The sequence below is a fragment of the Paraburkholderia sp. WC7.3g genome, assembly GCF_050436345.1.
Classification (GTDB): domain Bacteria; phylum Pseudomonadota; class Gammaproteobacteria; order Burkholderiales; family Burkholderiaceae; genus Paraburkholderia; species Paraburkholderia podalyriae.
Genome location: NZ_JBNDMA010000002.1, coordinates 3448773 through 3472433, shown reverse-complemented (window position 1 = coordinate 3472433; position 23661 = coordinate 3448773). Strand labels below are relative to the sequence as shown.

23 protein-coding genes are annotated in these 23661 nt (G+C 66.3%); 7 read left to right on the top strand and 16 right to left on the bottom strand.

What is annotated here, in order from left to right; all coding sequences use genetic code 11:
• Positions 1-121: 121 nt before the first annotated feature.
• Positions 122-1060: a CobD/CbiB family protein gene (locus OKW43_RS27380; protein ID WP_187634751.1), complete on the top strand. Its 939-nt coding sequence runs from the start codon at positions 122-124 to the stop codon at positions 1058-1060.
• A 73-nt stretch (positions 1061-1133) separates the two neighbouring features.
• On the opposite strand, the gene OKW43_RS27375 is transcribed toward OKW43_RS27380, so the two are convergent.
• From OKW43_RS27375 to OKW43_RS27365, 3 genes are read right to left on the bottom strand one after another with little or no spacing between them, the layout of a single operon-like run.
• Positions 1134-1454, bottom strand: coding sequence for a DUF2007 domain-containing protein (locus OKW43_RS27375; RefSeq protein WP_187634752.1), 321 nt, complete (start codon positions 1452-1454; stop codon positions 1134-1136).
• A gap of 1 nt (position 1455) precedes the next feature.
• Positions 1456-2454, bottom strand: coding sequence for a ribosome small subunit-dependent GTPase A (gene rsgA / locus OKW43_RS27370; protein ID WP_429450883.1), 999 nt, complete (start codon positions 2452-2454; stop codon positions 1456-1458).
• A complete protein-coding gene (locus OKW43_RS27365) occupies positions 2451-3710 on the bottom strand; it encodes a M48 family metallopeptidase (protein WP_187634754.1) in 1260 nt (419 codons plus the stop codon). The genes rsgA and OKW43_RS27365 overlap by 4 nt, the downstream gene beginning before the upstream one ends.
• Positions 3711-3923: 213 nt before the next feature.
• On the opposite strand from OKW43_RS27365, the gene orn reads away from it, so the two are divergent.
• The gene (gene orn / locus OKW43_RS27360; protein ID WP_429450881.1) at positions 3924-4535 is read left to right on the top strand and encodes an oligoribonuclease; all 612 of its coding nucleotides are present in this window, start codon (positions 3924-3926) and stop codon (positions 4533-4535) included.
• 25 nt (positions 4536-4560) lie between these two features.
• Here the strand turns inward: orn and mog are convergent, their stop codons facing one another.
• Together mog and yjgA are read right to left on the bottom strand one after the other, a co-directional pair.
• Positions 4561-5193 (bottom strand): molybdopterin adenylyltransferase, encoded by a 633-nt coding sequence (gene mog / locus OKW43_RS27355; protein ID WP_429450879.1) that lies wholly within the window; start codon positions 5191-5193, stop codon positions 4561-4563.
• Positions 5174-5797, bottom strand: coding sequence for a ribosome biogenesis factor YjgA (yjgA, locus tag OKW43_RS27350; RefSeq protein ID WP_429450877.1), 624 nt, complete (start codon positions 5795-5797; stop codon positions 5174-5176). The genes mog and yjgA overlap by 20 nt, the downstream gene beginning before the upstream one ends.
• A 148-nt stretch (positions 5798-5945) precedes the next feature.
• Here yjgA and pmbA point away from each other — a divergent pair, with 148 nt between their 5' ends.
• Complete coding sequence (gene pmbA / locus OKW43_RS27345) at positions 5946-7316, top strand: metalloprotease PmbA (RefSeq protein WP_187634758.1); 1371 nt, start codon at positions 5946-5948, stop codon at positions 7314-7316.
• 97 nt (positions 7317-7413) lie between these two features.
• Here the strand turns inward: pmbA and OKW43_RS27340 are convergent, their stop codons facing one another.
• The 9 genes from OKW43_RS27340 to OKW43_RS27300 form a co-directional block, all read right to left on the bottom strand.
• A complete protein-coding gene (locus OKW43_RS27340; protein ID WP_187634759.1) occupies positions 7414-7914 on the bottom strand; it encodes a dihydrofolate reductase in 501 nt (166 codons plus the stop codon).
• A gap of 79 nt (positions 7915-7993) precedes the next feature.
• On the bottom strand, positions 7994-9472 hold the full coding sequence (locus OKW43_RS27335; protein ID WP_429450874.1) for a sigma 54-interacting transcriptional regulator: 1479 nt from the start codon (positions 9470-9472) through the stop codon (positions 7994-7996).
• Positions 9473-9496: 24 nt separating this feature from the next.
• Positions 9497-10948: a hypothetical protein gene (locus OKW43_RS27330; protein WP_429450872.1), complete on the bottom strand. Its 1452-nt coding sequence runs from the start codon at positions 10946-10948 to the stop codon at positions 9497-9499.
• 94 nt (positions 10949-11042) lie between these two features.
• Positions 11043-11855 carry a peptidase C39 gene (locus OKW43_RS27325; RefSeq protein WP_429450870.1) on the bottom strand — a complete coding sequence of 271 codons (813 nt, stop codon included), beginning with the start codon at positions 11853-11855 and terminating at the stop codon, positions 11043-11045.
• Between the two features lie 7 nt (positions 11856-11862).
• Positions 11863-12576: a C39 family peptidase gene (locus OKW43_RS27320; protein WP_429450868.1), complete on the bottom strand. Its 714-nt coding sequence runs from the start codon at positions 12574-12576 to the stop codon at positions 11863-11865.
• 116 nt (positions 12577-12692) lie between these two features.
• Positions 12693-14084, bottom strand: coding sequence for a hypothetical protein (locus tag OKW43_RS27315; RefSeq protein WP_429450866.1), 1392 nt, complete (start codon positions 14082-14084; stop codon positions 12693-12695).
• A 25-nt stretch (positions 14085-14109) separates the two neighbouring features.
• Positions 14110-14787, bottom strand: a complete 678-nt coding sequence (locus tag OKW43_RS27310) for a hypothetical protein (protein ID WP_187634765.1) — start codon at positions 14785-14787, stop codon at positions 14110-14112.
• Complete coding sequence (locus OKW43_RS27305; protein ID WP_429450864.1) at positions 14784-15335, bottom strand: hypothetical protein; 552 nt, start codon at positions 15333-15335, stop codon at positions 14784-14786. Before OKW43_RS27305 ends, OKW43_RS27310 begins: the two co-directional genes overlap by 4 nt.
• A 118-nt stretch (positions 15336-15453) precedes the next feature.
• Positions 15454-15930: a hypothetical protein gene (locus OKW43_RS27300; RefSeq protein WP_429450862.1), complete on the bottom strand. Its 477-nt coding sequence runs from the start codon at positions 15928-15930 to the stop codon at positions 15454-15456.
• 538 nt (positions 15931-16468) lie between these two features.
• Here OKW43_RS27300 and OKW43_RS27295 point away from each other — a divergent pair.
• Entirely contained in the window at positions 16469-17863 is a 1395-nt protein-coding gene (locus OKW43_RS27295) for a sigma-54 dependent transcriptional regulator (RefSeq protein ID WP_187634768.1), read from the top strand.
• A 287-nt stretch (positions 17864-18150) separates the two neighbouring features.
• A complete protein-coding gene (locus OKW43_RS27290) occupies positions 18151-19122 on the top strand; it encodes a thymidylate synthase (protein WP_187634769.1) in 972 nt (323 codons plus the stop codon).
• Positions 19123-19227: 105 nt separating this feature from the next.
• On the opposite strand, the gene OKW43_RS27285 is transcribed toward OKW43_RS27290, so the two are convergent.
• Both OKW43_RS27285 and OKW43_RS27280 read right to left on the bottom strand, forming a co-directional pair.
• Complete coding sequence (locus OKW43_RS27285; protein ID WP_429450859.1) at positions 19228-21798, bottom strand: DUF6600 domain-containing protein; 2571 nt, start codon at positions 21796-21798, stop codon at positions 19228-19230.
• A gap of 172 nt (positions 21799-21970) precedes the next feature.
• The gene (locus OKW43_RS27280; protein ID WP_429450857.1) at positions 21971-22681 is read right to left on the bottom strand and encodes an ArsR/SmtB family transcription factor; all 711 of its coding nucleotides are present in this window, start codon (positions 22679-22681) and stop codon (positions 21971-21973) included.
• Positions 22682-22888: 207 nt separating this feature from the next.
• Here OKW43_RS27280 and OKW43_RS27275 point away from each other — a divergent pair, with 207 nt between their 5' ends.
• The gene (locus OKW43_RS27275) at positions 22889-23029 is read left to right on the top strand and encodes a hypothetical protein (protein WP_187634772.1); all 141 of its coding nucleotides are present in this window, start codon (positions 22889-22891) and stop codon (positions 23027-23029) included.
• Positions 23030-23147: 118 nt separating this feature from the next.
• Positions 23148-23654, top strand: a complete 507-nt coding sequence (locus OKW43_RS27270) for an acyl-CoA thioesterase (RefSeq protein ID WP_429450855.1) — start codon at positions 23148-23150, stop codon at positions 23652-23654.
• Positions 23655-23661: the final 7 nt, after the last annotated feature.

The following is a 23661-nucleotide window of genomic DNA, read 5'->3' as shown; positions in this document are numbered from 1 at the left end:
ATGCGTAGTTGCGCGAACGACGCACTCGTCGGCGCTTTGTCAGCTTCCCCGCTCAGACTCATCCGACCCTGTGCTATCGTTATAAAACAATCGTAAAAACTTAAAAAGCACGGCGCATCGCATGACTTTTTTCTCCGTATTGCTGGCTCTGATCATTGAACAGGTACGCGCGCTATCGCCGAACAATCCGGTGTCCGCGTTGCTTCAATACCATGCGGAGTCGGCGGCGCACGGATTCGATGCCGGCAAGCAACGCCACGGTCTGCTCGCGTGGCTCGTCGTGGTGGTGCCCTGGACGCTCGCCGTCGCGCTCGTCTACTACGTGCTGTATCAGATTCATTTCATGCTCGCGTTCCTGTGGAACGTCGTGGTGCTGTACTTCACGCTCGGCTTCCGTCAGTTCAGCCATTACTTCACCGACATCCATCTCGCGTTGAACAACGACGACGTGCCGCGCGCGCGCGAAATCCTGAACGAATGGACCGGGCTCGAGACCGTCGACATGCCGGTCAGCGAGATCGCGCGTCACACGCTGATCCATGCCGTGGTCGCGTCGCATCGTCATGTGTTCGGCGTGTTCTTCTGGTTCCTGATTCCGGTCGGTCCCGCCGGCGCGGTGTTGTACCGTTGCGCGGAATACCTCGCGCGCGCATGGGCGCGGCCGGCCGACGACCGCACCATTGCGTTTTCGAGCTTCGCGCAGCGCGCGTTCTTCGTGATCGACTGGGTACCGGCGCGGCTGACGTCGCTCGGCTTTGCGATCGTCGGCAATTTCGAGGATGCGATTTACGCGTGGCGCAACCATGCGCGGCAGTGGCCCGATACGAACGACGGGGTGTTGCTCGCCGCGGGCAGCGGGGCGCTCGGCGCGCGCCTGGCCGGGCCGCTCGCGGAGCCGTCGAGCCTCGACGCGCTCGCCACTGGCGACGGCGGTCCGATGCAGGTCGGCGACGACTGCACGCCGCGCACGCTGCAGTCGGCGGTGGGGCTCGTGTGGCGCGCGGTCGTGCTGTGGATGATCCTGCTGTTGATGCTGACTATCGCAGTTTGGCTCGCGTGACGCGGCCACGCGGTCAGAGCAACAGCGGACAAGAGCCGGTCATTGCCCGGCTTTTTCAATTCCCGACTGCGCTTCATCCCTTCAACGGATCGCGCACGGTCCCGCATTGCCAGCACACGGTGAACTGCGCCTCCAGCATCTCGCCGCACTGCTGACATTGCCATGGCGGCGCACCCGGCGCCGGTCCTCGCGACGCCGCTTCGATCAGCCGCCGCGCGACCGCCTCATCGCGTTCATCGACTAGCCATAGCTCAGGCGCGCACTGATCGGCCGGAATCTCGCCGAGCGCGCCGTTCAGATAGCGGTTATGCAACTCGCACGCGATGCCCGCGGTCTCCAGCACGTTGACCCAATGTTGCCCGATGATCAGGTTCGGCGCGCGCATCAGTTTCATGTCAGCGGACGATCTGGCTCGCCTCGTGCACGAGCTGCGCATAAAGCGCATGCCGTTCGCGGCGGATGCGGCCGTCGGCGACCGCTTCGAGGATCGCGCAACCGGGCTCGTGCAGATGATGGCAGTTGTAGAAGCGGCAATTCGGCAGCAGCGGCCGGAACTCGGGGAACGCGCGTTCGAGCCGGCCCTCGGTCAGGTGGTGCAGGCCGAATTCCTGGAAGCCCGGCGAGTCGATCAGCGCGCCGGCCGCGCCGTTGACGTCAGTCACGCCGGCCGTACCTTGCGACTGCGCCAGCGGATACAGACGCGTGAACGTCGTAGTATGGCGTCCGCTGTTCAATGCGGTCGAGATTTCGCGCGTCGCGACTTCGGCATCGGGAATCAGCAGGTTCACGAGCGTCGATTTGCCCATGCCGGACTGGCCGAGCAGCAGCGTCGCGTGAGCGTGCAGATGTTCGGTCAACGTCGCGCGTGCCGCGTCGGGCTGCATGCGGATCGATACTTCGAGCACCGGATAGCCGAGCGCGCGATACGGTTCGAGCCGCTTGCGCGCGCTGTCCAGAGCATCGGTGAGGTCGATCTTGTTCAGCACGATCAGCGGCTTCAACTCGTTCTCCTCGGCGGCCACGAGCGCGCGGCCGAGCAGGTCTTCGCTGAAATGCGGCTCGGTCGCGAGCACGATCAGCAACTGGTCGAGGTTCGCGGCGAACAGCTTCGACTTGTACTGATCCGAGCGATACAGCAGATTGCGCCGCTCGCCGATTTCGACGATCACGCCTTGATCCGCCGAGGTCGGCTCGTAGATCACGCGATCGCCGACCGCGACCTCGCTGCGCTTGCCGCGCGGAAAGCATTGCAGCAGCGCGCCGCCGTCTTCGGGAGCGACCAGATAGTGGCGGCCGTGCGCGGCGACGACGAGGCCACCCATGCGCGCGCCGTGCCTGCCGGACCCGGCGGCGTGTGCGCCGCGCGACGCCTTCTTCGGAGTGCGGCCGCTCATGCGTGCCGCAGCAGTCGGTCGATCCGCTGCGAGGCCGGCGGATGCGAGTAGTAGAACGCGGTGTAGAGCGGATCGGGCGTCAGCGTCGATGCGTTGTCCTCGTACAGCTTGACGAGCGCATTGACGAGATCGTGCGCGTCGGTTTGCGTCGCCGCGAACGCGTCGGCTTCGAACTCGTGCTTGCGCGAACTGAGACTGCCAAGCGGCGTGACGAAGAACATGAACACCGGCAGCGCGAGGAAGAACAGCACGAGCGCGAGTCCGCTATTGCCGCCGACGAGCGACGGCCGCACGCCGAGCCCTTCGTAGAACCACACGCATTGCGTCAGCCAGCCGAGCAGCGCGAGCATCGCGAGGCTGATCGCGAACGTGACCAGCATGCGCTTCATAACGTGACGACGCTTGAAATGCCCGAGCTCGTGCGCGAGCACCGCTTCGATCTCGCGGCCCGACAGGCGCGCGAGCAGCGTGTCGAAAAACACGATGCGCTTGGTTGCCCCGAAGCCGGTGAAATACGCGTTGCCGTGCGCCGAACGGCGGCTGCCGTCCATCACGAACAGGCCCTTCGCGGCGAAGCCGCAGCGTCGCATCAGCGCCTCGATGCGGGCCACGAGCGCTTCATCCTTCAGCGGTTCGAACTTGTTGAAGAGCGGCGCGATGAAGGTCGGGAAAATCAGCAGGCCGAACATCTGGAACGCGACCCACACGATCCACGCCCACAGCCACCACAGGTTGCCGGCACGGTTCATCAGCCACAGCACGACGAACAGCAGTGGCAGACCGAACGCAATGCCGAGCAGCGCGCCCTTCAAGCGGTCGAAGAAGAACAGGCTTTTGCTCATGCGATTGAAGCCGAAGCGCTGCTCGACGACGAACTGCCGGTAGTAATCGAACGGCAGGTCGATCGCGCTGGTGATCGCGATCACTGCGGCAACCAGCGCGATCTGCCCGACATAGCCGCGGCCGAGCCAGTCGGAGATCGCGAGATCGAGCGTCTGCACGCCGCCGAGCAGCGTGAGCCAGATCAGCACGGCCGCGCCGACAACGATCTCGACCATCGCGAGCCGCGTGCGCTCGACCGTGTAGTCGGCCGCGCGCTGATGCGCGGTGAGCGCGATCGTGTTCGCGAACTGGCTCGGAACCTGTTCGCGATGCGCGACGACGAAGCGGATCTGCCGCGACGCGAGCCAGAGTTTGGTGCCGACCATCGCAATGACGGCGATGACGAACAGGGTGGTGAAGTACAGGGTTGGCATCCGGGGATTCCGTGGTATCTATGCGAGAATTATATGTTTCTTCCCGCCTCTCGGCGGAGATACGGTTCAACGCAGTGGTTCAGCGCAGTGGTTCCAGGCGGCGCTTCAGCGCGGCCGGCCCGGCTCGAACCGCGCGAACTGATTTCAAACGAACACAGCCGCGCCGCGCGGGTTTCGAGCGAAGCCCGCCGCGCGGCCCTCAGGGCTGCCTTCATGACTGACATCCTCGCATCCACCGAACAGCCGCCGCTCGTGCGCAGCGACATGAATCTCGTCTGGCTGGACATGGAAATGACCGGGCTCGAGCCCGACACCGACCGCATCATCGAGATCGCGGTGGTGGTGACGAATTCGACGCTCGACAGGATGGTCGAAGGTCCGGTGCTCGCGATTCATCAGAGCGATGAAACGCTCGCGAAGATGGACGAGTGGAACCAGAACACGCATGGCCGCTCGGGGCTGATCGATCGCGTAAAGGCGTCGACGGTCAGCGAGGCCGACGCGACCGCGCAGATCCGCGAGTTCCTCGGCCAGTACGTGCCGCCGGGCAAGTCGCCGATGTGCGGCAACTCGATCTGTCAGGACCGCCGCTTCATGGCACGCTGGATGCCGGAACTGGAGAGCTTCTTCCACTACCGCAACCTCGACGTGAGTACACTGAAGGAGCTCTGCCGGCGCTGGCAGCCGGTCATCTACAAGGGTTTCCAGAAGCGCGCGATGCACACGGCGCTGGCCGATATCCACGAGTCGATCGACGAACTGAAGTACTACCGCCAGCATTTCCTCGTGCCGTCGGCGCCGGATGCCGCCGCGAGCGCTGAATAAACGCGCAGGCCCCGAACCTCGAACCTCAGTCCTGCCGCGGTGCGCGTTGCGCGCTCTTCGGCCGGAACGCCTTGATCACGTCGGCGTTGGTTTGCACGTAAGGCCCGCCGATCAGGTCGATGCAGTAAGGGACCGCCGCGAAAATCCCCGGCACCTTCACGACACCGTCATCGCGCAGGCCTTCCAGCGTTTCCCTGATCGATTTCGGCTGGCCGGGCAGGTTGATGATCAGCGCGGCGTGTCGTTCGGTTTCGCGGATCACCGCGAGCTGGCGCGACAGGATCGCGGTCGGCACGAAATTCAGGCTGATTTGCCGCATCTGCTCGCCGAAGCCTGGCATCTGCTTCGTCGCGACCGCGAGCGTCGCCTCCGGCGTCACGTCGCGGCGCGATGGGCCGGTGCCGCCGGTCGTGAGCACCAGATCGCAGCCCACTGCGTCGACCAGTTCGATCAGCGTCGCCGAGATGGTCGGTGCGTCGTCGGCGATCAGCCGCGTGACGACCTGCCACGGTGACGTCAAGGCCGCGCCGAGCCACTCCTGGAGCGCGGGAATGCCCTTGTCCTCGTAGACCCCCGTCGACGCGCGGTCGCTGATCGACACAAGGCCGATCACGATTTCGTCGGGGTGCTTGCGTTGATCAGGCGTCGCGGTCGTCATCGTCGTCTTCGGCAGCGAGGTCGGCGTGGTGCGCGTCTTCGGCTTCGGCTTCGTCGTCCGTGCCGGCTGCGTTCTTGATCCACTGGAACAGCTCGCGGAAGTAGCGCGGCGGCTTGCTCTGCTCCGCTTCCTTGCGCGCGTTGCGGATCAGCGTGCGGCCCTGTTGCGGGTCCGCGCTCGGGTGCTGGCGGATGAACTCGGTCAGCGCGGCGTCGTCGGCAAGCAGCTTTTCGCGGGTGCGCTCGATCCAATGGAGCTTCGCGGTCTCGCTCTTGTTGACGCCGTTGTAGGTGTCGAGCGCGGTGCGCAGCGCGGCGGTTTCGGTGTCGAGCAGCGAGCGCATCACGCGGCCGACGTACTGGATCTGGCGGCGCTTGCCTTCGTGGTCGGTGATGCGGCGCGCTTCGCGCACGGCATCGTCGAGCTTTTCGGTCATCGGCATGCGTTTGAGCGCGTCTTTCGGCAGCGCGACGAGCGCCGCGCCCAGATCCTGCAGCGCTTGCATGTCGCGCTTGAGCTGGGACTTGCTCGGACGATCGTAGCCGTTTTCGTCGACTTCCGTGACGACGGATTCGATCGGTTGAATGCGGGTTTTGCGTGTCATGCCGGTATTGTAACTTGCCGCGCGGGCCCGACCCGCGGCGGCTCGTACCTTGCTATGATCGCGGGATGCATTTATCCGCACCCGCGCGCCCGCGCCGACTACGGCGCGCATATCAGGGCCGCGCGGCCCCAACAGGACGGCAACCACAATGGCAGCAGACATGGACGTCAAGCAGCGCTTTTTTCCGCATACCCAGGATGAGCTGAAGGAAATCGCCTCGGACATCCTCCGTCACGCGAAAGCGCTCGGCGGCACCGACGCCGCGACCGAAATCTCCGAGGGCGACGGCCTGTCCGTCTCCGTGCGGCGTGGCGAAGTCGAGACGATCGAGCACAACCGCGACAAGATGGTCGGCGTGACGGTGTTCATCGGCAACAAACGCGGCAATGCCAGCACCTCGGACTTCTCGCCGCAGGCATTGAAGGACACGGTCGCGGCCGCCTACAACATCGCGCGCTTCACCGCTGAAGACGATTGCGCGGGCCTCGCCGAAGCCGAGCTGCTCGAAACCGCGCCGCGCGACCTCGATCTGTATCACCCGTGGAATCTGTCGGCCGACGAAGCGGTCGAAATCGCGCGCCGCGCCGAAGACGCCGCCTTCGCGACCGACCCGCAGATCAAGAACTCCGAGGGCGCGAGCGTGTCGGCACAGCACTCGCAGTTCGTGCTGGCGACCTCGCGCGGCTTCCTCGCCGGCTATCCGTATTCGCGCCACTACATCGCGTGCGCGCCGATCGCCGGCAGCGGCCGCAACATGCAGCGCGACGACTGGTACACGTCGACGCGCAGCGCCGACGAACTCGCCGATCCCGAAGCGGTCGGCCGTTACGCGGCGCAGCGCGCGCTCGCGCGGATCGGCGCACGCGGCCTCGACACACGTAAGGTGCCGGTGCTGTTCGAGGCGCCCCTCGCGGCGGGCCTGCTCGGCGCGTTCGTGCAGGCGACGAGCGGCGGCGCGCTGTATCGCAAGACCTCGTTTCTGGTCGACAGCCTCGGCAAGCCGGTGTTCGCGCCGCACGTGCAGGTGGTCGAAGATCCGCACGTCGCGCGCGCGATGGGCAGCGCGCCGTTCGACGAGGAAGGCGTGCGCACACGCCAGCGCTCGGTCGTGAAGGACGGTGTCGTCGAGGGCTATTTCCTGTCCACCTACTCGGCGCGCAAGCTCGGCATGAAGACCACCGGCAACGCGGGCGGCTCGCACAATCTGTCGCTGCTCAGTTCGAACACGCGCCCCGAGGACGACTTCGAGGCCATGCTGAAAAAGCTCGGCACCGGTCTGCTGCTGACCGAACTGATGGGGCAGGGCGTCAACTACGTGACGGGCGACTATTCGCGCGGCGCGTCGGGCTTCTGGGTCGAGAACGGCAAGATCCAGTATCCGGTCGAGGAGATCACCGTCGCGAGCACGCTGCAGGAGATGTTCCGCCATATCGTCGCGATCGGCGCGGATACGATCACGCGCGGCACCAAGCGGACCGGCTCGGTGCTGATCGAGCGGATGACGATCGCGGGACAGTGAGCGGCGCGGCCTGATCCAACGCCGCCGTGGAGCAAACGAAAACGCCACGCAACGAAACGTTGCGTGGCGTTTTTTTTCGGGTGCGTTGCGCGAGCCTTCAGACGTCCTTGCGCTGATACGTGACGAATGCGTAATCGAAGTCGTTCGGCGCGTTCGAGTGATGCGCCTCGCGCGCGATTTCTTCCCACACATGCGGGTCGATCGCGGGGAAGGTCACATCGCCGTCGAAGTCGGCGGCGATTTCGGTGACCATCAGCTTGTCCGCGTGGCGCAGCCCTTCGTCGTACAGCTGCGCGCCGCCGATCAGGAAAGCCTGCGGCGCCTGGTCCTGCGCGGCCAGCGCGAGCGCGTCGTCGAGATTGGTCGCGGTGTCGCAGCCCTGAAAGCGCCGCGCGGCATCTCGCGTGACGACGATGTTGCGGCGTCCCGGCAGCGGCCGGCCGATCGATTCGTGAGTCTTGCGGCCCATGATGATGGGCGCGCCCATCGTCGTGCGCTTGAAGAATTTGAGGTCTTCGGGCAGTCGCCAGGGCAACTGGTTGTCGCGGCCGATCACGCCGTTGCTGGCGCGAGCGACGATCAGGGTGAGCGTCGTCATCGAATGGAAAGAGGAGGGTAACCGGGCGATTCTACCCGACGCGCCGATGCGCCGATGCCCACCGATGCGCGCCCGCCGCTTATCCCGGCGCCGGCCCGTCCGCCGCGAAAGCCCCTTTGTCGGCGCCACCCGGTTCGCGCAAGCCATGCACGCCCATCAGCCGATACAACGTCACGCGCGAAATATTCAGATCCACCGCCGCCTCGTTCAACCGGTGCCGATGCCGCAGCAGCGCGCCCTCGATCGCGCGCTTCTCGGCGGCCTCGCGCGCCTGGGTGAGCGTCATGGTCTGCTGCCCGGCGTAGTTCGCGAGGTCGAGGTCGTCGGCTGAGATCAGCTTGTTTTCGGCCATCACGATCGCGCGGCGCACGCGGTTGATCAGCTCGCGCACGTTGCCGGGCCAGTTGTAGTTGTAGAGCGCCTCGATCGCCGACGGCGTGAAGCCGCGAATCTTGCGCGCGTTGTCGGTCTTGAACTTGTGCAGGATGTGATACGCGAGAATCTCGATGTCCCGGCCACGCGCGCGCAGCGGCGGCTCGTCGACGCGCAGCACGCACAGGCGATGAAACAGGTCGGCGCGGAACTGGCCTTCGCGCATGGCGCTGTCGAGATCGACGTGGGTCGCCGAGACGATGCGCACGTCGACGGGAATCGATTCGCGCCCGCCGAGCCGCTCGATCTTGTCTTCCTGCAGAAAGCGCAGCAGGCTCGCCTGGCTCTCGAGCGGCAGGTCGCCGATCTCGTCGAGAAACAGCGTGCCGCCGTCGGCCGCCTCGACACGGCCGATCTTGCGCTGATTCGCGCCGGTAAATGCGCCGCGCTCGTAGCCGAACAATTCGGATTGCAGCAGGTGATGCGGAATCGCGCCGCAGTTGATCGGCATGAAGGGCGCCTTGCGGCGTGGCGAGCGCTCGTGGATCGCAAGCGCGGTGAGCTCCTTGCCGGTGCCCGATTCGCCCGCGATGAACACGCTCGCGTCGGTGTTCGCGACCTTGCGGATCGTGCGAAAGAGCTGCTGCATCGCCTCGCAGGTGCCGACCATTTCCTCGTCGCCCGCTTCGCTGGCGGGCGGCGGTAGTTCCGGGTCGCACAGCGTGACCATGCCGAACGCGTGGCCGGCCAGATAGTCGATCGTCGCGTGCGCGACGGGCGGCTTCACGAAGTCGAAGCAGTAGTGGCGCACGAGTCGTCGCACGAGCGGGTCGTCGAGCCGCTCGCTGGTCGCGAGCGCGATCCAGCCGACCTGCTGCTGACGCAGGCTCGCCTCGAGCCCGCCGATGTCGCGCGGCGCGAAGCTCGCCAGATCGACGATGCCCGCGCCCGCGATGTCGGGCTTCACGAGCCGCCCGAGTTCGTGCGCCGAGCGCGCGGCCGCGACCTGCCAGCCGCGACTTTTCAGATGCGCGATCAGCGTTTCGTCGGGCCTGCGTGCGAGGTACAGCAGTTGTCGCTCGACGCCGCGCACCGCGGCGGCGCGCTGCCTGGGCATCGCGAGCGACAGATGCGGTCCCGCTGCCGCGACGGAAGCCACTTGGGTCAGATGAGGTGATTCACGCACGTTCGACCTCGCATCGTTGGCACGTCAGAAGGTGTACGGAAAGCGCACGCCGACCACGAAGTTCGGCGCGTCGGGTGTCAGTCCGATCGAGACCGAGCCATTGATGGTCAGGCGCTTGTTCACAACGTGATTCAGGCCAAAATTCATTGCCGCGGCCGTGGTTTCGCTGCCCGGCACTTTCTGATAGGTGCCGCCCGGCGCCTTGGTCTGCGACTCGGGTTCGAGCGCCATCGTGAACGACACGCTCGCCGAATCCTTGTCGGAGAACGCAAGCGCGACGCCGCCGCCGAACTGCACGATGTCGCCGAGCTTGACCGTCGCCGGTTCGGTTTGGCCCTGCACCGACGAGATGTCCGCGAACGAACGCGCGAGGTTGTAGGTATAGGAAACGCTGCCGAACAGCACGACCGGGTCGTAGGTCTTCAGCACCGACAGACCCGCCGTGATGTTCCAGAAACCGGTGCCGGTCGGCAGTCTGGTCGGCGCGACCAGGTTGGTGTTGTTCGCGTCGACCTGCACGACTTTTTCGCCGAACGGCGAGCTGCCGGTCGGCGCCTTCACGCGCAGACTGCCGACCACATCCGGCATCGCGTTGGTTTCCCTGACGAACTGGTAGTAGATGCCGAAGTTCACGTCGCCGATGTCGTGACTCGACACCGTCGCGTCCGACAGCGTGCTCGCCGCGCCGCCCGCGCCGCCGACGATGAAGGTGCTGCGCCGGTACACGTACGGCACGTCGACGTCGATGTTGATGCGGTCGGACACGCCGTAGCGCGTGTCGAGGTCCGCCATCACCTGGTGCGACTTGGTCTGGCCGAGGTTGATGTTGCCGAGGAAAATCGCGTCGAGCGCGAGGAAGCCCGACAACTGCAACTGGCGACGGTCGTAGTAGGTGTCGCTGATGCCGAAGTCCATCGTCAGTTTGTGGTCGAAGAGCGGCGCATGCTCGCGCTGCACGACCGCCTGCTCGGCCTGGGTGCGCACCGGCTCGTTCGCGCGCTGGGTCTGGCCGACCGCGCCGCTGCCGTCGGTGGCGGCGGGCAGGCCGCCGGCGCTGGCGCTGCCTGCATTGCCGCCGTCCGGCGTCGGCGGCTTGACCGGCACGCCGGTCGCGGTGCCGGTGGTGCCCGTCGGCGCGGGCGCGCCTGGCGCGATCTGCGCGAGCGGCGGCAGCGGCACCGGCAGGCCGTCGGCGCCGGGCTGCTCGGCCACCGCTTCGCTGCCGACGGGGGCGCCGGTGCCCGGCACGCCGCGTCCGCGTTGCGCCATCTCGAGTTCGGTGACCTGGCGTTCGAGCGAATGGATCTGCCGCTGCTGCTCGTCGACGACGCGCAGCAGCGTGTTCAGACGGTCCTCCACGGATTGACCGGTGAGCGCCTGCGCGCTCGCCGATTGCGAAAGAGCCCATAGCATGGCGGCAGCCGGAATGGCCGCGAGAGCCATGCGCGGCGCCCTGGTCGATGACACTTTTTTCATTTTTTGCTCCCCCGGTGTTCCGGCCGCGCGGTGCTGACTGCGCGGCCGTTTTTTTACTGCTTGTGCTGCAGCTGGCGGGCGGCGGCCCGCCGCGCTATCTTCTGTTTTGCAGAGCCTGTAATACGCCTAACTGACGAAGCATCGAAGCCGGCATCTGCTGGGTTTGCAGATGCAGTTGCAGGGCGTTGGCGACTTGCTGGTTATTGCCTGCAATCTGCAGCAACTGGGCGATCTGCCCGTTGCTCGGCGCGATGGTCTGGGTGGCGAGCCCAGCGGGTGTCTGCAGCGCGACGCTCACGCCGTTGCCGCCGAACGAAATGCCGGCTTTCACGGAGCCGGTCGAATTGCTGGCCGACGCCGACGGCGCGTTGGCGGAGCCCGTCGTCAGCGTCACGGCGCTGTTGTTGAAGTCGATCAGCGCTGAGTTGATGCCGCTGTTGCGATCGCCCGCGACCTGGGTGACCTGCGACACGCCGTTGACGCCGATGTTCTGGCCGCCGCGCGCCTGGGCGCTCGGATCGGCGCCCGAATCGCCTGCATGGCCATGCGCGCCGCCGCTCACGCGCGCGAACGTGCTGACGGAACTCGTGAGCTGACCGCTGTCGTTGTGCACCGCGCTCAGCGACCCCTGGGCGAGCGCGCTCGCGCCGTTGGGCATCTGCCACTGCGAAATGACGTTCAGCACGAAGCCGGAGATCATCGTCGCGCCCGCGTATTTGCCGGTCTGGGTCGCGAGCACGTCGTCGCCGACGAGCTGCACCCGCAGGGGCGCGGCGCCGGGCTCGGGCGCTATCGAAAGTTCGGGGGCCGGTGGCGGGGCGGCGCCCTCCGAAGCCTGGGCGAGGCCGCTAGCGCCGCATGCGATGGCGCATAGCACGACCCCAAGCTGTGAGAAGGGTGACTTCATGGCGGGATCAGAACATGTCTGCCTTGTTCAAGCCGTACTCGAAAAAGGGAGTCGCGGCGGTGCCGGCTGCGAGCGCAGCGGCGCGCAGCTTCAGCGCGAGCGACTCGTTGTCTTGCAACAGCGGTGAATCCTCCCTGAAGGGTTTGCCGAGGACCGCGAACACGAGACCGTTCCAGGTCTTCGCGAAGTCCTCTTCGAGCACGATGCGATTGCCGAGCGCCGGGTCCGCGATGAACACGCGGCCGTCCTGCGCATGCTTGACGATCACGAAATGCTCGTAGCCGTCGATGTTCATCAGGACCATCACGGGGATCTGCAGTTGGTGGAGCGCTTCGACGTTGACGCGAAAGCCGCGGCCGCGCAGTCCGATGGTCTCGACGAAGTGCTTCATGTCGAGCATCGAGAAGCCGTTCTTGACGACGACTTCGGGCGTCGAGAAGACCATCATCCGGCGGATCAGTTCGGTTTCCGGAATATCGATGCCGTAGCCGTACTTCAGGAGGGTGGCGAGCGCCGCCGCGCCGCAGCTGTAATCGAACTGCTGGTTGACGATGTGGTTATTGCGCAGGTCCTTCATCGAACGGACCGTCTTCGTCAACGGCACGCCGACGAACGTGGCTGTGTCGATGCTCGACTGTGCCGCGGCGTGATCCGCGCACAGCACGCAGCCTGCCAGCGCTACGGCGAACGGTAGCGCCGGGAACCCCTTGAACCCGGTCATGCTGGTCTCCTACCCGATCAGCGCCGGCAGCTTCTATGGCTGCCGGCGCGCCCTTCCGACTGCTTTGTGCTTCCTTTGTGCTTCTTCTGCTTGCCTGCGCTCGTTGCGTCGTCAGCTTACTTGCCGCTGTTCAGCGCCGCGATGGCAAGGCCGTTGTGCTGCAGATTGCCCGCGCCGCCGGCGATGTTCACGCCGATGTTGCCGGACGCGCCTTTCAGCGTATCGGCACCCAGACTTGCGGTGCCCTGGAATTGCCCGTGAACCATCATGGTGGCGGATTGCGAGTTGTCATCCGTGGCATCCATCGCGGTGGTCAGCGCCTTGCCCGGATCGGTCGTGGTCACCGCGCCGGCAAGCGCGTTGTCCTGGGCGTTGCCGATACCGGAAGCGATGTTCACGCCGACGTTGCCCGTCACACCCGACAGCGACCCGTTGCCGATCGACGCGTTCAGATTGAAGTTGTGGATCGTTGCGTTGCCGCCCGAGGATTGCACGTTGAAGTCCTGCGCGTTGCCGAACACGTTGCCGACATCGACCGAGGCAAGCGACACGTCATTGCTCTGCGCGTTGTCGATGCCTTCCGCGACGTTGATGCCGAGATTGCCCGACACGTTGCTGGCCGCGTTGGTGCCGGTGGTCGCGTTCAGCGTGCCGGCCGCTTCGTTGTTGATGTGCTGCGTGATCGAGCCGCGCGTCGTCACGTCGGTGGTCGCCATGCCTTCGTCGATGCCCCATGCGGCGCCGTACGAATTCGTCGACGACGAGCGGCTGCGCGAGTAGCCCGACGATTGCTCGCCGACCATCGCATGGCCGGAGCCTTCGCTTGCGGTGAAGCCCCATGCACGGCCTTGTCCGGACGCTTCGGTGGCTTCGAAGCCGCCGGCGACGCCCGACGAGTTCGAGTAGCTCGATTCACGATAACCGGCCTGCAAGCCGCCGCGAGCGCTGAACGAGCCGCTGCCGTGCGAGAACGTGTTGTGGTCCTGATAGTTGTAGCTGCCGCCGATCGAGCCGCCGGCAGACAGATGGCCGCCAGAGTTCTGACTTATGTGCGAGAAGCTGCCCGCGATGCCGGCTGCCTGCTGGCTGGTTTCATAGCCGCCGCTCGTCACGCTCGCGCTCTGGCTGCCGTACGCATAGCCGCCGGAGGCTTTGAAGCCCTGCGAGCCCGAGCTCGACGACGTATGGTTTTGCGTCGTGAACGCGAATGCCGAGCCGCCGCCTCTGACCGACGTTCTGCTGTTGTTCAGGGTCGTGGTCACGTTGCCGCTGGTGTAGGTCTGCGCCTGTGGATCGAGCATCGCATTCACGTTGACGGTCTGATTGTTGTTGATCACCGCGTTAGCCGTGCTGGAGACATGCACGCAGCCAAACAGTCCGACCAGACCTTCGACGCCGACCATCTCGCCGACGACCGTCGTATTGAACAGGTAGGCCTTCTGCGGCGCGGCAAGCACGCTGCCGGATGCGGCAACGAGAACGGCCGTGGCAATAAGAGTGCGCTTCATGATTCGCTCCGATACTTAAGTGTGGTCAGTTAAAAAAAGTGCCCGCCGGGGGACGGAGCACAAAACTGTTTGCCGTGGCATTACCGGCGCCGGCTGCCTGGTTGATCTGCACGATTCCGCTTGCGTTGCGCAACGCATCACTGGAGATGCTTGCCTCGCGCACGCCGTGAAGCGCGTTGGATTGCCCCAGGCTGCCGTTTTTCGCGGCCGCTGCGGATAGCTCCCCATCCGGGACGGTCTCGACTCCGAGCGCGGCAGTCCCGAGCTGGGTGCTGTTGCGCTGCAGATTCCCTGCTCCGGCCGACTGGTTCACCAGCACCGCGCCGGATGTGTTCGAAAACGCGTTGGCTTCGATCGACGCTTGCGCGCGCGGCACGTTCGCGACCACGGCCGTGCTTTGCACGCTCGCGTTCGCGTTGCGGAGCGCGGTGCCGTTCGTCACCGTGATCTGGTTGACCTGCGCGTTGTCGAGGCCAGCCGTTTCGTTGACCGCGAGCGCGCCCGTCACGCCCATGCCCGCGGCGGCGCCGATCGTCGCGGTCGCGCCGACGACTGGCACCGCTTGCGACTGCGCGTGGGCGTCATTCGCGACGAGCGCAGCGACGCCCATGCACAGGCACGCGCAGACGCGCAGCGCCGGGCGCGCCGAAGCGACTTGCAGCGATTGCAGCGATTGCAGCGAGGGGCGCAGGAGCGTGCTCATTTCAGACCTCCGAGCGCGCCGCCGAGCACGTTCGATAGCGGCGCGAGCGCGCCCGTCACCGACGAGCTGATCGTGCCGCCGATGCCCACCGCCGGTCCGCCGATGCCGCCCGAGTTCAGCGGGATCGTGTTACGGGTCGCCTTGCCGCTCAGCATCTGCGTGACGGCCTGCATGCCGGTACCGCCGAGCACGCCGCCGTCGGCGACGCCGTTCGAGCCGTGCGCGTTCGTCAGATCGGTATCGCCGACGAGCGTCGCGATCGTCGGATCGAACGAGTTGGCCGGGAACGTGGTGGCGCGCACCGCGACCGGGTCCTGGTCGCGCGGCACGGGGACGAATGCGTCGCGCGGCGTGATGCTGCGCTCGACGATGATGTCGCCCGGATTGGCGACCTGCTCGGCATACGCGTGGCTCGCGAAGCAGGCGGTGACGAGGACGCTGGCGAGGAGGGCGGCGCGGGCGCAAGCGGCGCGTGGCAAGACGGGAGCGTTGTCGAACGACGCCGACGGCAGCCCGAAGGCGTGCGGCGTCTGGTGATTCGTAGCCATATCCTGGCCCCTTCTCTGTTGTAACTTGTGTCCCGCCGTCGTGGCGCGCGCTGCGTTGCGCGCGGCCACCGGTCCTGCATTACCTGGTGATTCGCTGTCTGTTCGGTGCTACGTCCTGCTACTTGCACTGGTAAGTCGCGACGTTGCCCTGGGCGGCGCGCGCGGCATCGACGGGCACCGGCAGCGGCGAGGGCGGGGCAATCTCGTCCCACAACGTCACCTGGTTGCCGCTGTTTTGCATCAGTTGCGGTGTCGCGGCGACCATCAACATGCCGACCGCGCCGCCGCGTTGGCGCGACAGCATCTGGTCGTCGAGCGAAATGTCGTTCATCGATGCAGCATCGGCAGCCGGGTTCCACGCGTTGGCGGCGCTCTGGCTGTCGTCTTCCGCGGGAACCGGCGTCGTGGCTTGCAGGCTGGCGGAGGCAGGGTCGGCGGCATCGTTGGAATCCGCCAGCGTGGCGGATCGAGCGGGGGCGGCTTGCGCCGTCGGGGTGCCGGCACTCGCTGGCGGAGCGCTGAGGGCAAGGGCTGCGCAAATTGCGAAGTCAACTGCGCGGCGGCTTATCAGATCGATGCAGAATGCAAGTCGCATGATGTGTCTCCCTGTGCTCGCCATTTAGCGAAACCTATGCCATCGCTCGCAATCCATTGATGCGTCTGGCGTCAACCGGCAGAAACAGAGCTAATGCGTTCCAAATCGGGGAAAAACGTTGCAGTGCTGAAACGGAGCAGCAGAAAATACCTATAATTCGTTAATCCGTGAAGTACGAACTACTGTCGCGGGAACGCCACGAAAAGCGCTTCCACTAATGTTTTATTTGTCGGCTTAATCATCCACGATCGGCCGCTAAGCCTTGATGGGCAAGGGGTCTACTGATTAAATTCGCATAATTGTTTTCGAAGCGGCGCACGTATAGTAAGCTCTCGAACAACAGCTCAAAGTTTAAAAAAGGCCCATATCAGGCCGTCTCAAACACACACGCCGCTTTCTTGGGGATCAGCTGTCCGCACGGAATGGAATGGCCGTTCGGGTTTTGCGATTCGCGAATCCCGAACGAGTCAGCGTGTCTGAACTGCAGTTTCAGGTGCATGCGTCGTCCTAAACGTTCGTTGACGAGAGGATCTGAATAATGGAACCCGCAACGCGGCAACTGATTTACGTTTCGCGCGACCCTAGCGCGGAACTGAATACGCGTTTTCTGCAGCGCGGCTGGCATGTCGAAGTCGTGGGATCGGCGCGCGATGCGCGCCGGGCAGTGCGCACCGGCTCGGCAGCTGGCGGCCTGCTCGATCTGTCCAGCGATTTCCAGCCGCACGAAATCGCCGCTTTTGAAACCTGTTTGACCATGCCGAACGTCGGCTGGGTCGCCGCCACCACGCCTGGCCAACTGCAGGACGCCGCATTGCGCCGGCTCGTGCGCGACTACTGTTTCGATTACGTGACGGTGCCGTATTCGGGCGACCGTATCGTCGATTCTGTTGGTCATGCCTACGGCATGATCTCGTTGAGCGAGACCGCGTCGAACGACGGCTCGCAGGGCGCCGAAGGCGAGATGGTCGGCTCGTGCGACGCGATGCTTGCGCTGTTCCGCTCGATCCGCAAGGTCGCGATGACCGACGCGCCGGTGTTCATCTCCGGCGAATCGGGCACCGGCAAGGAGCTGACGGCGGTTGCGATTCACGAACGCTCGGCGCGGCGCAACGCGCCGTTCGTGCCGATCAATTGCGGTGCGATCCCGCCGCATCTTCTGCAATCGGAACTATTCGGCTACGAGCGCGGCGCGTTCACCGGCGCGAACCAGCGCAAGATCGGCCGGGTCGAAGCGGCCAACGGCGGCACGCTGTTTCTCGACGAAATCGGCGATCTGCCGCTCGAAAGTCAGGCGAGCCTGTTGCGCTTCCTGCAGGAGCGCAAGGTCGAGCGGCTCGGCGGACATAGCGCGATCGACGTCGACGTGCGGATCATTTCGGCCACCCACGTGGACATGACCGCGGCGATGATCGAAGGGCGCTTCCGCTCAGACCTGTATCACCGCCTCTGCGTGCTGCAGATCGACGAGCCGCCGCTGCGCGCGCGCGGCAAGGACATCGAACTGCTCGCGCGGCACATGCTCGAACGTTTCAAGAAGGATGCCAGCCGTCGGCTACGCGGCTTCGCGCCCGATGCGATTGCCGCGCTCCATAACTACGGCTGGCCGGGCAACGTGCGCGAGCTGATCAACCGGGTGCGCCGCGCGATCGTCATGTCGGAGGGACGCGCGATCACCGCGCGCGATCTCGAACTGGCCGAATACGTGGAGATCGTGCCGGTCTCGCTTGCGCAGGCGCGCGAAGCGGCCGAACGTCAGGCGATCGAGCTTGCGTTGCTGCGGCATCGCGGCCGGCTCGGCGATGCGGCGCAGGAACTCGGCATCTCGCGGGTGACGCTGTACCGGTTGCTGTGCTCGCATGGCATGCGTCACATGGAAGGCGAACCGATGTCGACGCCGCACGGCGATTTGCCGGCGACGGTGCAGCATCTATAAGGCGGCGGGCGAGCGGCGAGGCTGGCGACGTGGCATGCGAAGGTCTGGCGCGTCGCCGCGGGTCCACCGGCCAGGCGTCGAAGCGCTGTCGCGTGTGCGTGCGTGCGCGTGTTGGCCGCTCGTATTTCGCGTTCCACGGGCTTTTCCTTTCCGTCTGATTTCCCCCTCGATACTTCCCATGCGGCGCGCCGTGCCCCGGCGTCGCCCGGTTGCGCTTGTTAGAATCAGGCTTTGCTCAATTCCGTGAGCGCGCCTGGTCGGGTTCGCGCCGCGTCGAAGGAAACCGCATGAAACAATACCTGGAACTCGTCCGCACGATTCTCGACACCGGCACGTGGCAGGAAAACCGCACCGGCATCCGCACCATCAGCATGCCCGGCGCGATGCTGCGCTTCGATCTGCAGCAGGGCTTTCCGGCGGTCACGACGAAGAAGCTCGCGTTCAGGTCGGCGATCGGCGAGCTGGTCGGGTTTCTGCGTGCTTCGCGCAGCGCCGCGGACTTCCGCGAACTCGGGTGCAAGGTGTGGGACGGTAACGCGAATCAGAACGCGCAGTGGCTCGCCAATCCGTATCGCGAGGGCCCGGATGATCTCGGCGATGTGTATGGCGTGCAATGGCGCAAGTGGCCGGCCTACAAGGTTCTCGACGCCAGCGCGAGCGCACAGCTCGCCGACGCGCAGGCGCGCGGTTTCCGCGTGATCACGCAGTTCGACGAAGAAGGCCGCTCGAAGGTACTGCTTTACAAGTCGATCGATCAGCTCCGCCAGTGTCTCGACACGATCATGCAGAATCCCGCCGATCGACGGATTCTTTTCCATGCCTGGAATCCGGCCGTGCTCGATCAGATCGCACTGCCGGCCTGCCATCTGTTGTACCAGTTCCTGCCGAACGTCACGCGCCGCGAAATATCGCTGTGCCTGTATATCCGTAGCAACGACGTCGGGCTCGGCACGCCGTTCAATCTGACCGAGGGCGGCGCGCTGCTGCATCTGGCCGGTCGGCTGACGGGCTATACGCCGCGCTGGTTCAGCTATTTCATCGGCGATGCGCATATTTACGAGAATCAGCTCGACATGCTGCACCAGCAACTCGGGCGCGAGCCGTACGAAAGTCCGCGGCTGGCGATTTCGGATCGTGTGCCCGACTACGCGAAGACCGGCGTGTACGAGCCGGAGTGGCTCGAGAAAATTGAGCCGGCGGATTTCTCGCTGGTCGGCTATCGGCATCACGAGCCACTGACGGCGCCGATGGCGATTTGATGGCGGTGCAAGCGAGGCAGTAGCGCTCGGGCTCGTCAAACATAAAAGGCCCCGCGACGATTTGCGTCGCGGGGCTTTTTGTCGTCGGGACGGCAGCCGTCCTGCTCAGCTCTTGTGATGCTCGTCGCGATTGCCGCCGCCCTGGTGCTGCTCGGCGTGTTGCGGTTGCGGCTGGGGTTGCGCACGCGGCTGCTGCACCTGCTGAGGCCGCGGTTCGGGGCGCGACTGTTGCATCTGCATCGGCGGACGCGGTTCGGGGCGCGGTTGCTGCATCTGCATCGGCGGGCGCGGTTCGGGGCGCGGCTGCTGCATCTGCATCGGCGGACGCGGTTCGACCCGCGGCTGCTGCGCCTGCTGGAACTGCGGCTCGGGCCGCGCTTGCGGCATCGGCTGCGGACGGGGCTCGACACGCGGTTGCTGCGCCTGCTGCATCCGTGGTTCAGGACGCGGTTGCTGCGGCGGCTCCGCGCGCGGTGCCGGTTGCATCGCCGGCGGATGCCCTTCGGGCCCACGCGCCTGTTGCCGTGCGGCCGGATTTTCCGGCGGACGCGGCACCCCGGACTGCGGCGCGAACCTCGGTTGCTGCGGTCCGCCCGGCTGCTCGACTCGTGGTGCCTGCTGCGCCATCGGCGTATGTGGCTGCGTCCATGTCGGCTGCGACCTGCCGACCGCGCCCCATTCCTGCGGCGCGCCGTGCTGCCGTGCGTAGGCTGGGTTGGCTGGATTGACGCCGCCTGCTTGCGGCGGCCGCGGCACCCCGTTCGACGGATGGCCCGCATTGCCCGCGAGCCCAGGCTGCGGCGGATGCGGGTTGCCGACCATCTGCGGCGGCATGCCCGGACGCGCTTGCGGCGCTTCGGCATGCGGCCCCACGGCGGCCGCTTCACCGGGCCGCTGGCCCGCCTGCTCGACGCCACGCGGCGCGATGCCGCCAGCCGCGCCAGGCGCAGCGGGGGCACCGGCCGCCATCCCCGGCGGACGACCCGGCACATGCGATCGTACGACTCGCACGTTCGCCATCGGCAGCGCGCTCGGTGCGCCGGTCATATGCGCAGGCACCGAGGTGTGCACGACCGGCTGACCGCCACCTGGCACCCGACCGCCGCTTTGCGCGAAGCGCTGCGCGAGCTCGTCATGGTACGCAGCCGGTATCACGGGGTTGCGTGTCGCAACGACCGGCCGCGCGGCCACGCTCGCAGGCGGCCGATAATTCGCGCGCCGCAGATCCGACCCGAAACTCTCGCGCACCGGTGCTATCCCCGGTGCGCCAGGGTTGATCCGCGCGTGGCGCCACTGCGCGGGATCGATCTTCTGCGAGAAGCGTCCGACCGGCTGACCGTGCACGAACGCGGTCGCCGGCACGGCCGTCACGCAGCCCGGCACGCGATAGTTGACGTACGTGTTGTGGACGTTCACGTTGCGGTGGAAATCGTTGACGATCGTCGGGCGATTCACGCGGTCGTAGTACCCGGCGCTCCAGCGGTCGTGATCGCGCCAATGCGGATGCCACCGCTCGCCCGGCCCGAGCGGAAACCACGCGACGCCTGCCGCGATGACGCCGCCGACCGCCAGATTCACACCCCAGTCGACGCCGCCCTCGTTATCGCCGACGAACGCGACCAGCGCCGGCGCATAGACCGGCGCCGCGTCCGCTTCGAGCGGACCGGGTACCCAGGCCCATGTGCCGTCGACCTGGGCCCAGCGGCCGTAGTGGTACGGCGCGAAGCCCCAGGGTTCGTCGTCGACCCACGTCCAACCCCACGGCGCCTGCCAGACCCAGTGGCCGTCGTGATAGGGCGCCCAGCCGGCCGGCGTCGCGTTCGGTACCCACACTTCACCGTACTGCGGCGTCTCGCGCCACGTGCCGTTGGCATCGAGGTCTTCGTAACCGGGGACGTCGCGCGACACGTAGCGTGCCGACAGCGAGCGGTCTTCGGTGGCGTCGCGGCTGGCGGCCCACTGGTCGAGCTCGTCGAGAGCGGGCGCGCGATTGTCGGCGAGCTGCTGCAGGGTGGTGCCGGCAAAGCGGAGCTGCTGACCCGCCGCGATCGGCGCCTGGCCGCCGTCGCCGTACGCGATCGCGCTGCCGCTGCGCACGGTGACGGTCGTGCTGCTGCCGTCGGGCGCGACGTCGACGCGGTAGTCGCCGGGACCGTTCACGCCGAGCGCAAGGTTCGGCGTGTCGATTTCATACGACGATCCCGGCGCGAGCTCGCGCACGCGCGTCGACAGCGTGCCTTGCGCGACTTTCAGTTGCGCGCTCGTGTCGTCGAGGTTGAGCACGTCGAGGCTCGTGTTCTGACCCAGGCGCACCGCGGTCGAGCCGATGTGCAACTCGGAGCGCGCGTTCTGGTCGTTCCAAAGCTGGTCGCCGGTCGTCAGCGGCCGGTTGATCTGCGCGTAGGACCAGTCGGTCGCGCCGGCGGGCTCGGTGGTCACGGCGCCGGCCGTGTAATTCAGACGCGCGATGCGCCCCGGCGGATCGCCGCCCGACGGGTCGCCGCCCGACGGGTCGCCGCCCGACGCGACGGCCGCCGCGGTTTGCGGCGCGGCTGGCGCTTGCTGCGCCAGGGCGCTCTGCACGGCGAGCGCGACGACGGCGGCCGCGATCAGCGTATAGCCGCTCATCCGGCGTTGGGTCCCGGCTTGCTGCACGGGCTGCTTGGCGTGTGTCATGACTGATCTCCGGCGGACGCGGCGATGGGCCGGGTCCGTTCAGTCACTGTAGCTGTCGGCCATGTTTCAAGGCCCGCTCATTTGTAAGGTGGATTCGCGGGCGTGTAACAAAAGGTCTCACGGCGTCGCGTCTCGCGCCATCGCGCCATCGCGCCGCGAGTAACGCAACCGTCTATCCGGCCAGAAACGCATCGAAATGCTGCTGGCCGGCCGGCGTAACCCGCAGCACGCGCGGCCGCACGGTCCGCTCGACCCAGCCGTGCGACGACCACGCGTCGAGCAGCGCCGCGCCGAGCGCGCCGCCCAGATGCGGCCGGCGCATGCTCCAGTCGAGGCATGTGCATGCGAAGCGGCGGCGAGTCTTGTGCGCGGCGAGGTCGATGCCCCAGTCGGCGAAGCGGGCGGCGCCCTGCGCGGTCGCTTCGAGCGATGTGCCGTTTTGCGTCAGCAGCCCGCGCTCGAGCATGCGCTCGAACAGCCGCACCGACAGCTCACCGGCCATGTGGTCGTAGCAGGTGCGCGCGAAGCGCATCTCGAGCGGCACGGTGCGGGCCTGACGCGGCACGGGGCGCTGCGCCGCGCTGACCTGCGCGACGTTCGCGAGCGCTTCGATCGACGCGGCGATGTCCGGCGACGCGATGCGGAAATAGCGATGCCGGCCGCGCACTTCGAGCGCGAGCAGCCCGCCGTCGGTGAGCCGTCCGAGATGGGCGCTCGCCGCCGATGGCGACAGCCCCGCGATCATCGTCAGTTCGCCGGCGGGGCGGGCGCTGCCGTCCATTAGCGCCCACAGCATCGCGGCGCGACCTGGGTCCGCGAGCAGCGCGCCGATCCGGCTCAGGCCGGGGAAGTGGTTCTGGTCGTCTGCAACGGGGGCCGTCATCTCACGTCTCCTGAATGGGCGGCGAAGGCCAGTGTGGCCGAATGGCAAAGCGCGCCGCCACGATTCCTACTCTACGCGCATCGGGTATTCGATGTTTCAGCCTTGCGTGAACAATGAATGCGGCGTTGTGTCCTGCCAGCCCGCGTTCCCGCGTTGTCTGGTGTGGCCAGGCTAGAATCGAAGCCTGTCTTGCAGGAACACGATGCAATGAAAACTCTTCTGGCCGTCGCCGCGGCGGTTCTGCTGTTCAGCGCCTGCGCGGGGGGCGGAGCCGGCTCCGGCTCGGCCGGCAGCGGCAGCATCAGCATGTACGGCACCATCGACGAAGGCGTCAGCGTCCACAACTAGGCCCGAGCTTCGGCCATCCTCGCGCCTCGCGCCGCGTCCCCAATCGACGCAGCGCCGCGCGCAATATTGCGCTCGTATAATCGCCTCCTTTCAATGCATCCGATTGACCGGAGTCAAGATGAGCACTGTGCCCGCCGCACCGCTGGACCGTTCGGAAACCACCTTCCGCTTTCTCGCCGAGCCGACCTCGGTCAACTTCGGCGGCAAGGTGCACGGCGGCGCGCTGATGAAGTGGATCGACGAGACCGCCTATGCATGCGCGGCAGTGTGGTCGGGGCGTTATTGCGTGACGGTCAGCGTCGGCAATATCCGTTTCCGCCGGCCGATCCTCGTCGGCAATCTGGTCGAACTGCGTGCGCGCGTCGTCGCGACGGGCCGCACCAGCATGCACATTCACGTGTCGGTGCAGGCGGGCGATCCGAAGGGCGGCGAGCTGCTGCAGACCACCGACTGTCTCGTCGTGATGGTCGCCGTCAACGAGAACGGCCATCCGGTGCCGGTGCCCGCCTTCGAGCCGCAAACGGAGGAGCAGAAACGCCTCGCCAGGTACGCGATGGACGTGAAGGAAGCGCTCGACGCGATCGTCGAGCTGAAGCCGGAAGAAGTCGCGCAGGGAAAGATTTAAGCGCGTC

Bases quoted from the DNA above. Each gene is read 5' to 3' on its own strand.
- OKW43_RS27380 (WP_187634751.1), top strand. From the start codon at position 122: ATGACTTTTTTCTCCGTATTGCTGGCTCTGATCATTGAACAGGTACGC.
- OKW43_RS27375 (WP_187634752.1), bottom strand. From the start codon at position 1,454: ATGAAACTGATGCGCGCGCCGAACCTGATCATCGGGCAACATTGGGTC.
- rsgA (WP_429450883.1), bottom strand. From the start codon at position 2,454: ATGAGCGGCCGCACTCCGAAGAAGGCGTCGCGCGGCGCACACGCCGCC.
- OKW43_RS27365 (WP_187634754.1), bottom strand. From the start codon at position 3,710: ATGCCAACCCTGTACTTCACCACCCTGTTCGTCATCGCCGTCATTGCG.
- orn (WP_429450881.1), top strand. From the start codon at position 3,924: ATGACTGACATCCTCGCATCCACCGAACAGCCGCCGCTCGTGCGCAGC.
- mog (WP_429450879.1), bottom strand. From the start codon at position 5,193: ATGACGACCGCGACGCCTGATCAACGCAAGCACCCCGACGAAATCGTG.
- yjgA (WP_429450877.1), bottom strand. From the start codon at position 5,797: ATGACACGCAAAACCCGCATTCAACCGATCGAATCCGTCGTCACGGAA.
- pmbA (WP_187634758.1), top strand. From the start codon at position 5,946: ATGGCAGCAGACATGGACGTCAAGCAGCGCTTTTTTCCGCATACCCAG.
- OKW43_RS27340 (WP_187634759.1), bottom strand. From the start codon at position 7,914: ATGACGACGCTCACCCTGATCGTCGCTCGCGCCAGCAACGGCGTGATC.
- OKW43_RS27330 (WP_429450872.1), bottom strand. From the start codon at position 10,948: ATGAAAAAAGTGTCATCGACCAGGGCGCCGCGCATGGCTCTCGCGGCC.
- OKW43_RS27325 (WP_429450870.1), bottom strand. From the start codon at position 11,855: ATGAAGTCACCCTTCTCACAGCTTGGGGTCGTGCTATGCGCCATCGCA.
- OKW43_RS27320 (WP_429450868.1), bottom strand. From the start codon at position 12,576: ATGACCGGGTTCAAGGGGTTCCCGGCGCTACCGTTCGCCGTAGCGCTG.
- OKW43_RS27315 (WP_429450866.1), bottom strand. From the start codon at position 14,084: ATGAAGCGCACTCTTATTGCCACGGCCGTTCTCGTTGCCGCATCCGGC.
- OKW43_RS27310 (WP_187634765.1), bottom strand. From the start codon at position 14,787: ATGAGCACGCTCCTGCGCCCCTCGCTGCAATCGCTGCAATCGCTGCAA.
- OKW43_RS27305 (WP_429450864.1), bottom strand. From the start codon at position 15,335: ATGGCTACGAATCACCAGACGCCGCACGCCTTCGGGCTGCCGTCGGCG.
- OKW43_RS27300 (WP_429450862.1), bottom strand. From the start codon at position 15,930: ATGCGACTTGCATTCTGCATCGATCTGATAAGCCGCCGCGCAGTTGAC.
- OKW43_RS27295 (WP_187634768.1), top strand. From the start codon at position 16,469: ATGGAACCCGCAACGCGGCAACTGATTTACGTTTCGCGCGACCCTAGC.
- OKW43_RS27290 (WP_187634769.1), top strand. From the start codon at position 18,151: ATGAAACAATACCTGGAACTCGTCCGCACGATTCTCGACACCGGCACG.
- OKW43_RS27285 (WP_429450859.1), bottom strand. From the start codon at position 21,798: ATGACACACGCCAAGCAGCCCGTGCAGCAAGCCGGGACCCAACGCCGG.
- OKW43_RS27280 (WP_429450857.1), bottom strand. From the start codon at position 22,681: ATGACGGCCCCCGTTGCAGACGACCAGAACCACTTCCCCGGCCTGAGC.
- OKW43_RS27275 (WP_187634772.1), top strand. From the start codon at position 22,889: ATGAAAACTCTTCTGGCCGTCGCCGCGGCGGTTCTGCTGTTCAGCGCC.
- OKW43_RS27270 (WP_429450855.1), top strand. From the start codon at position 23,148: ATGAGCACTGTGCCCGCCGCACCGCTGGACCGTTCGGAAACCACCTTC.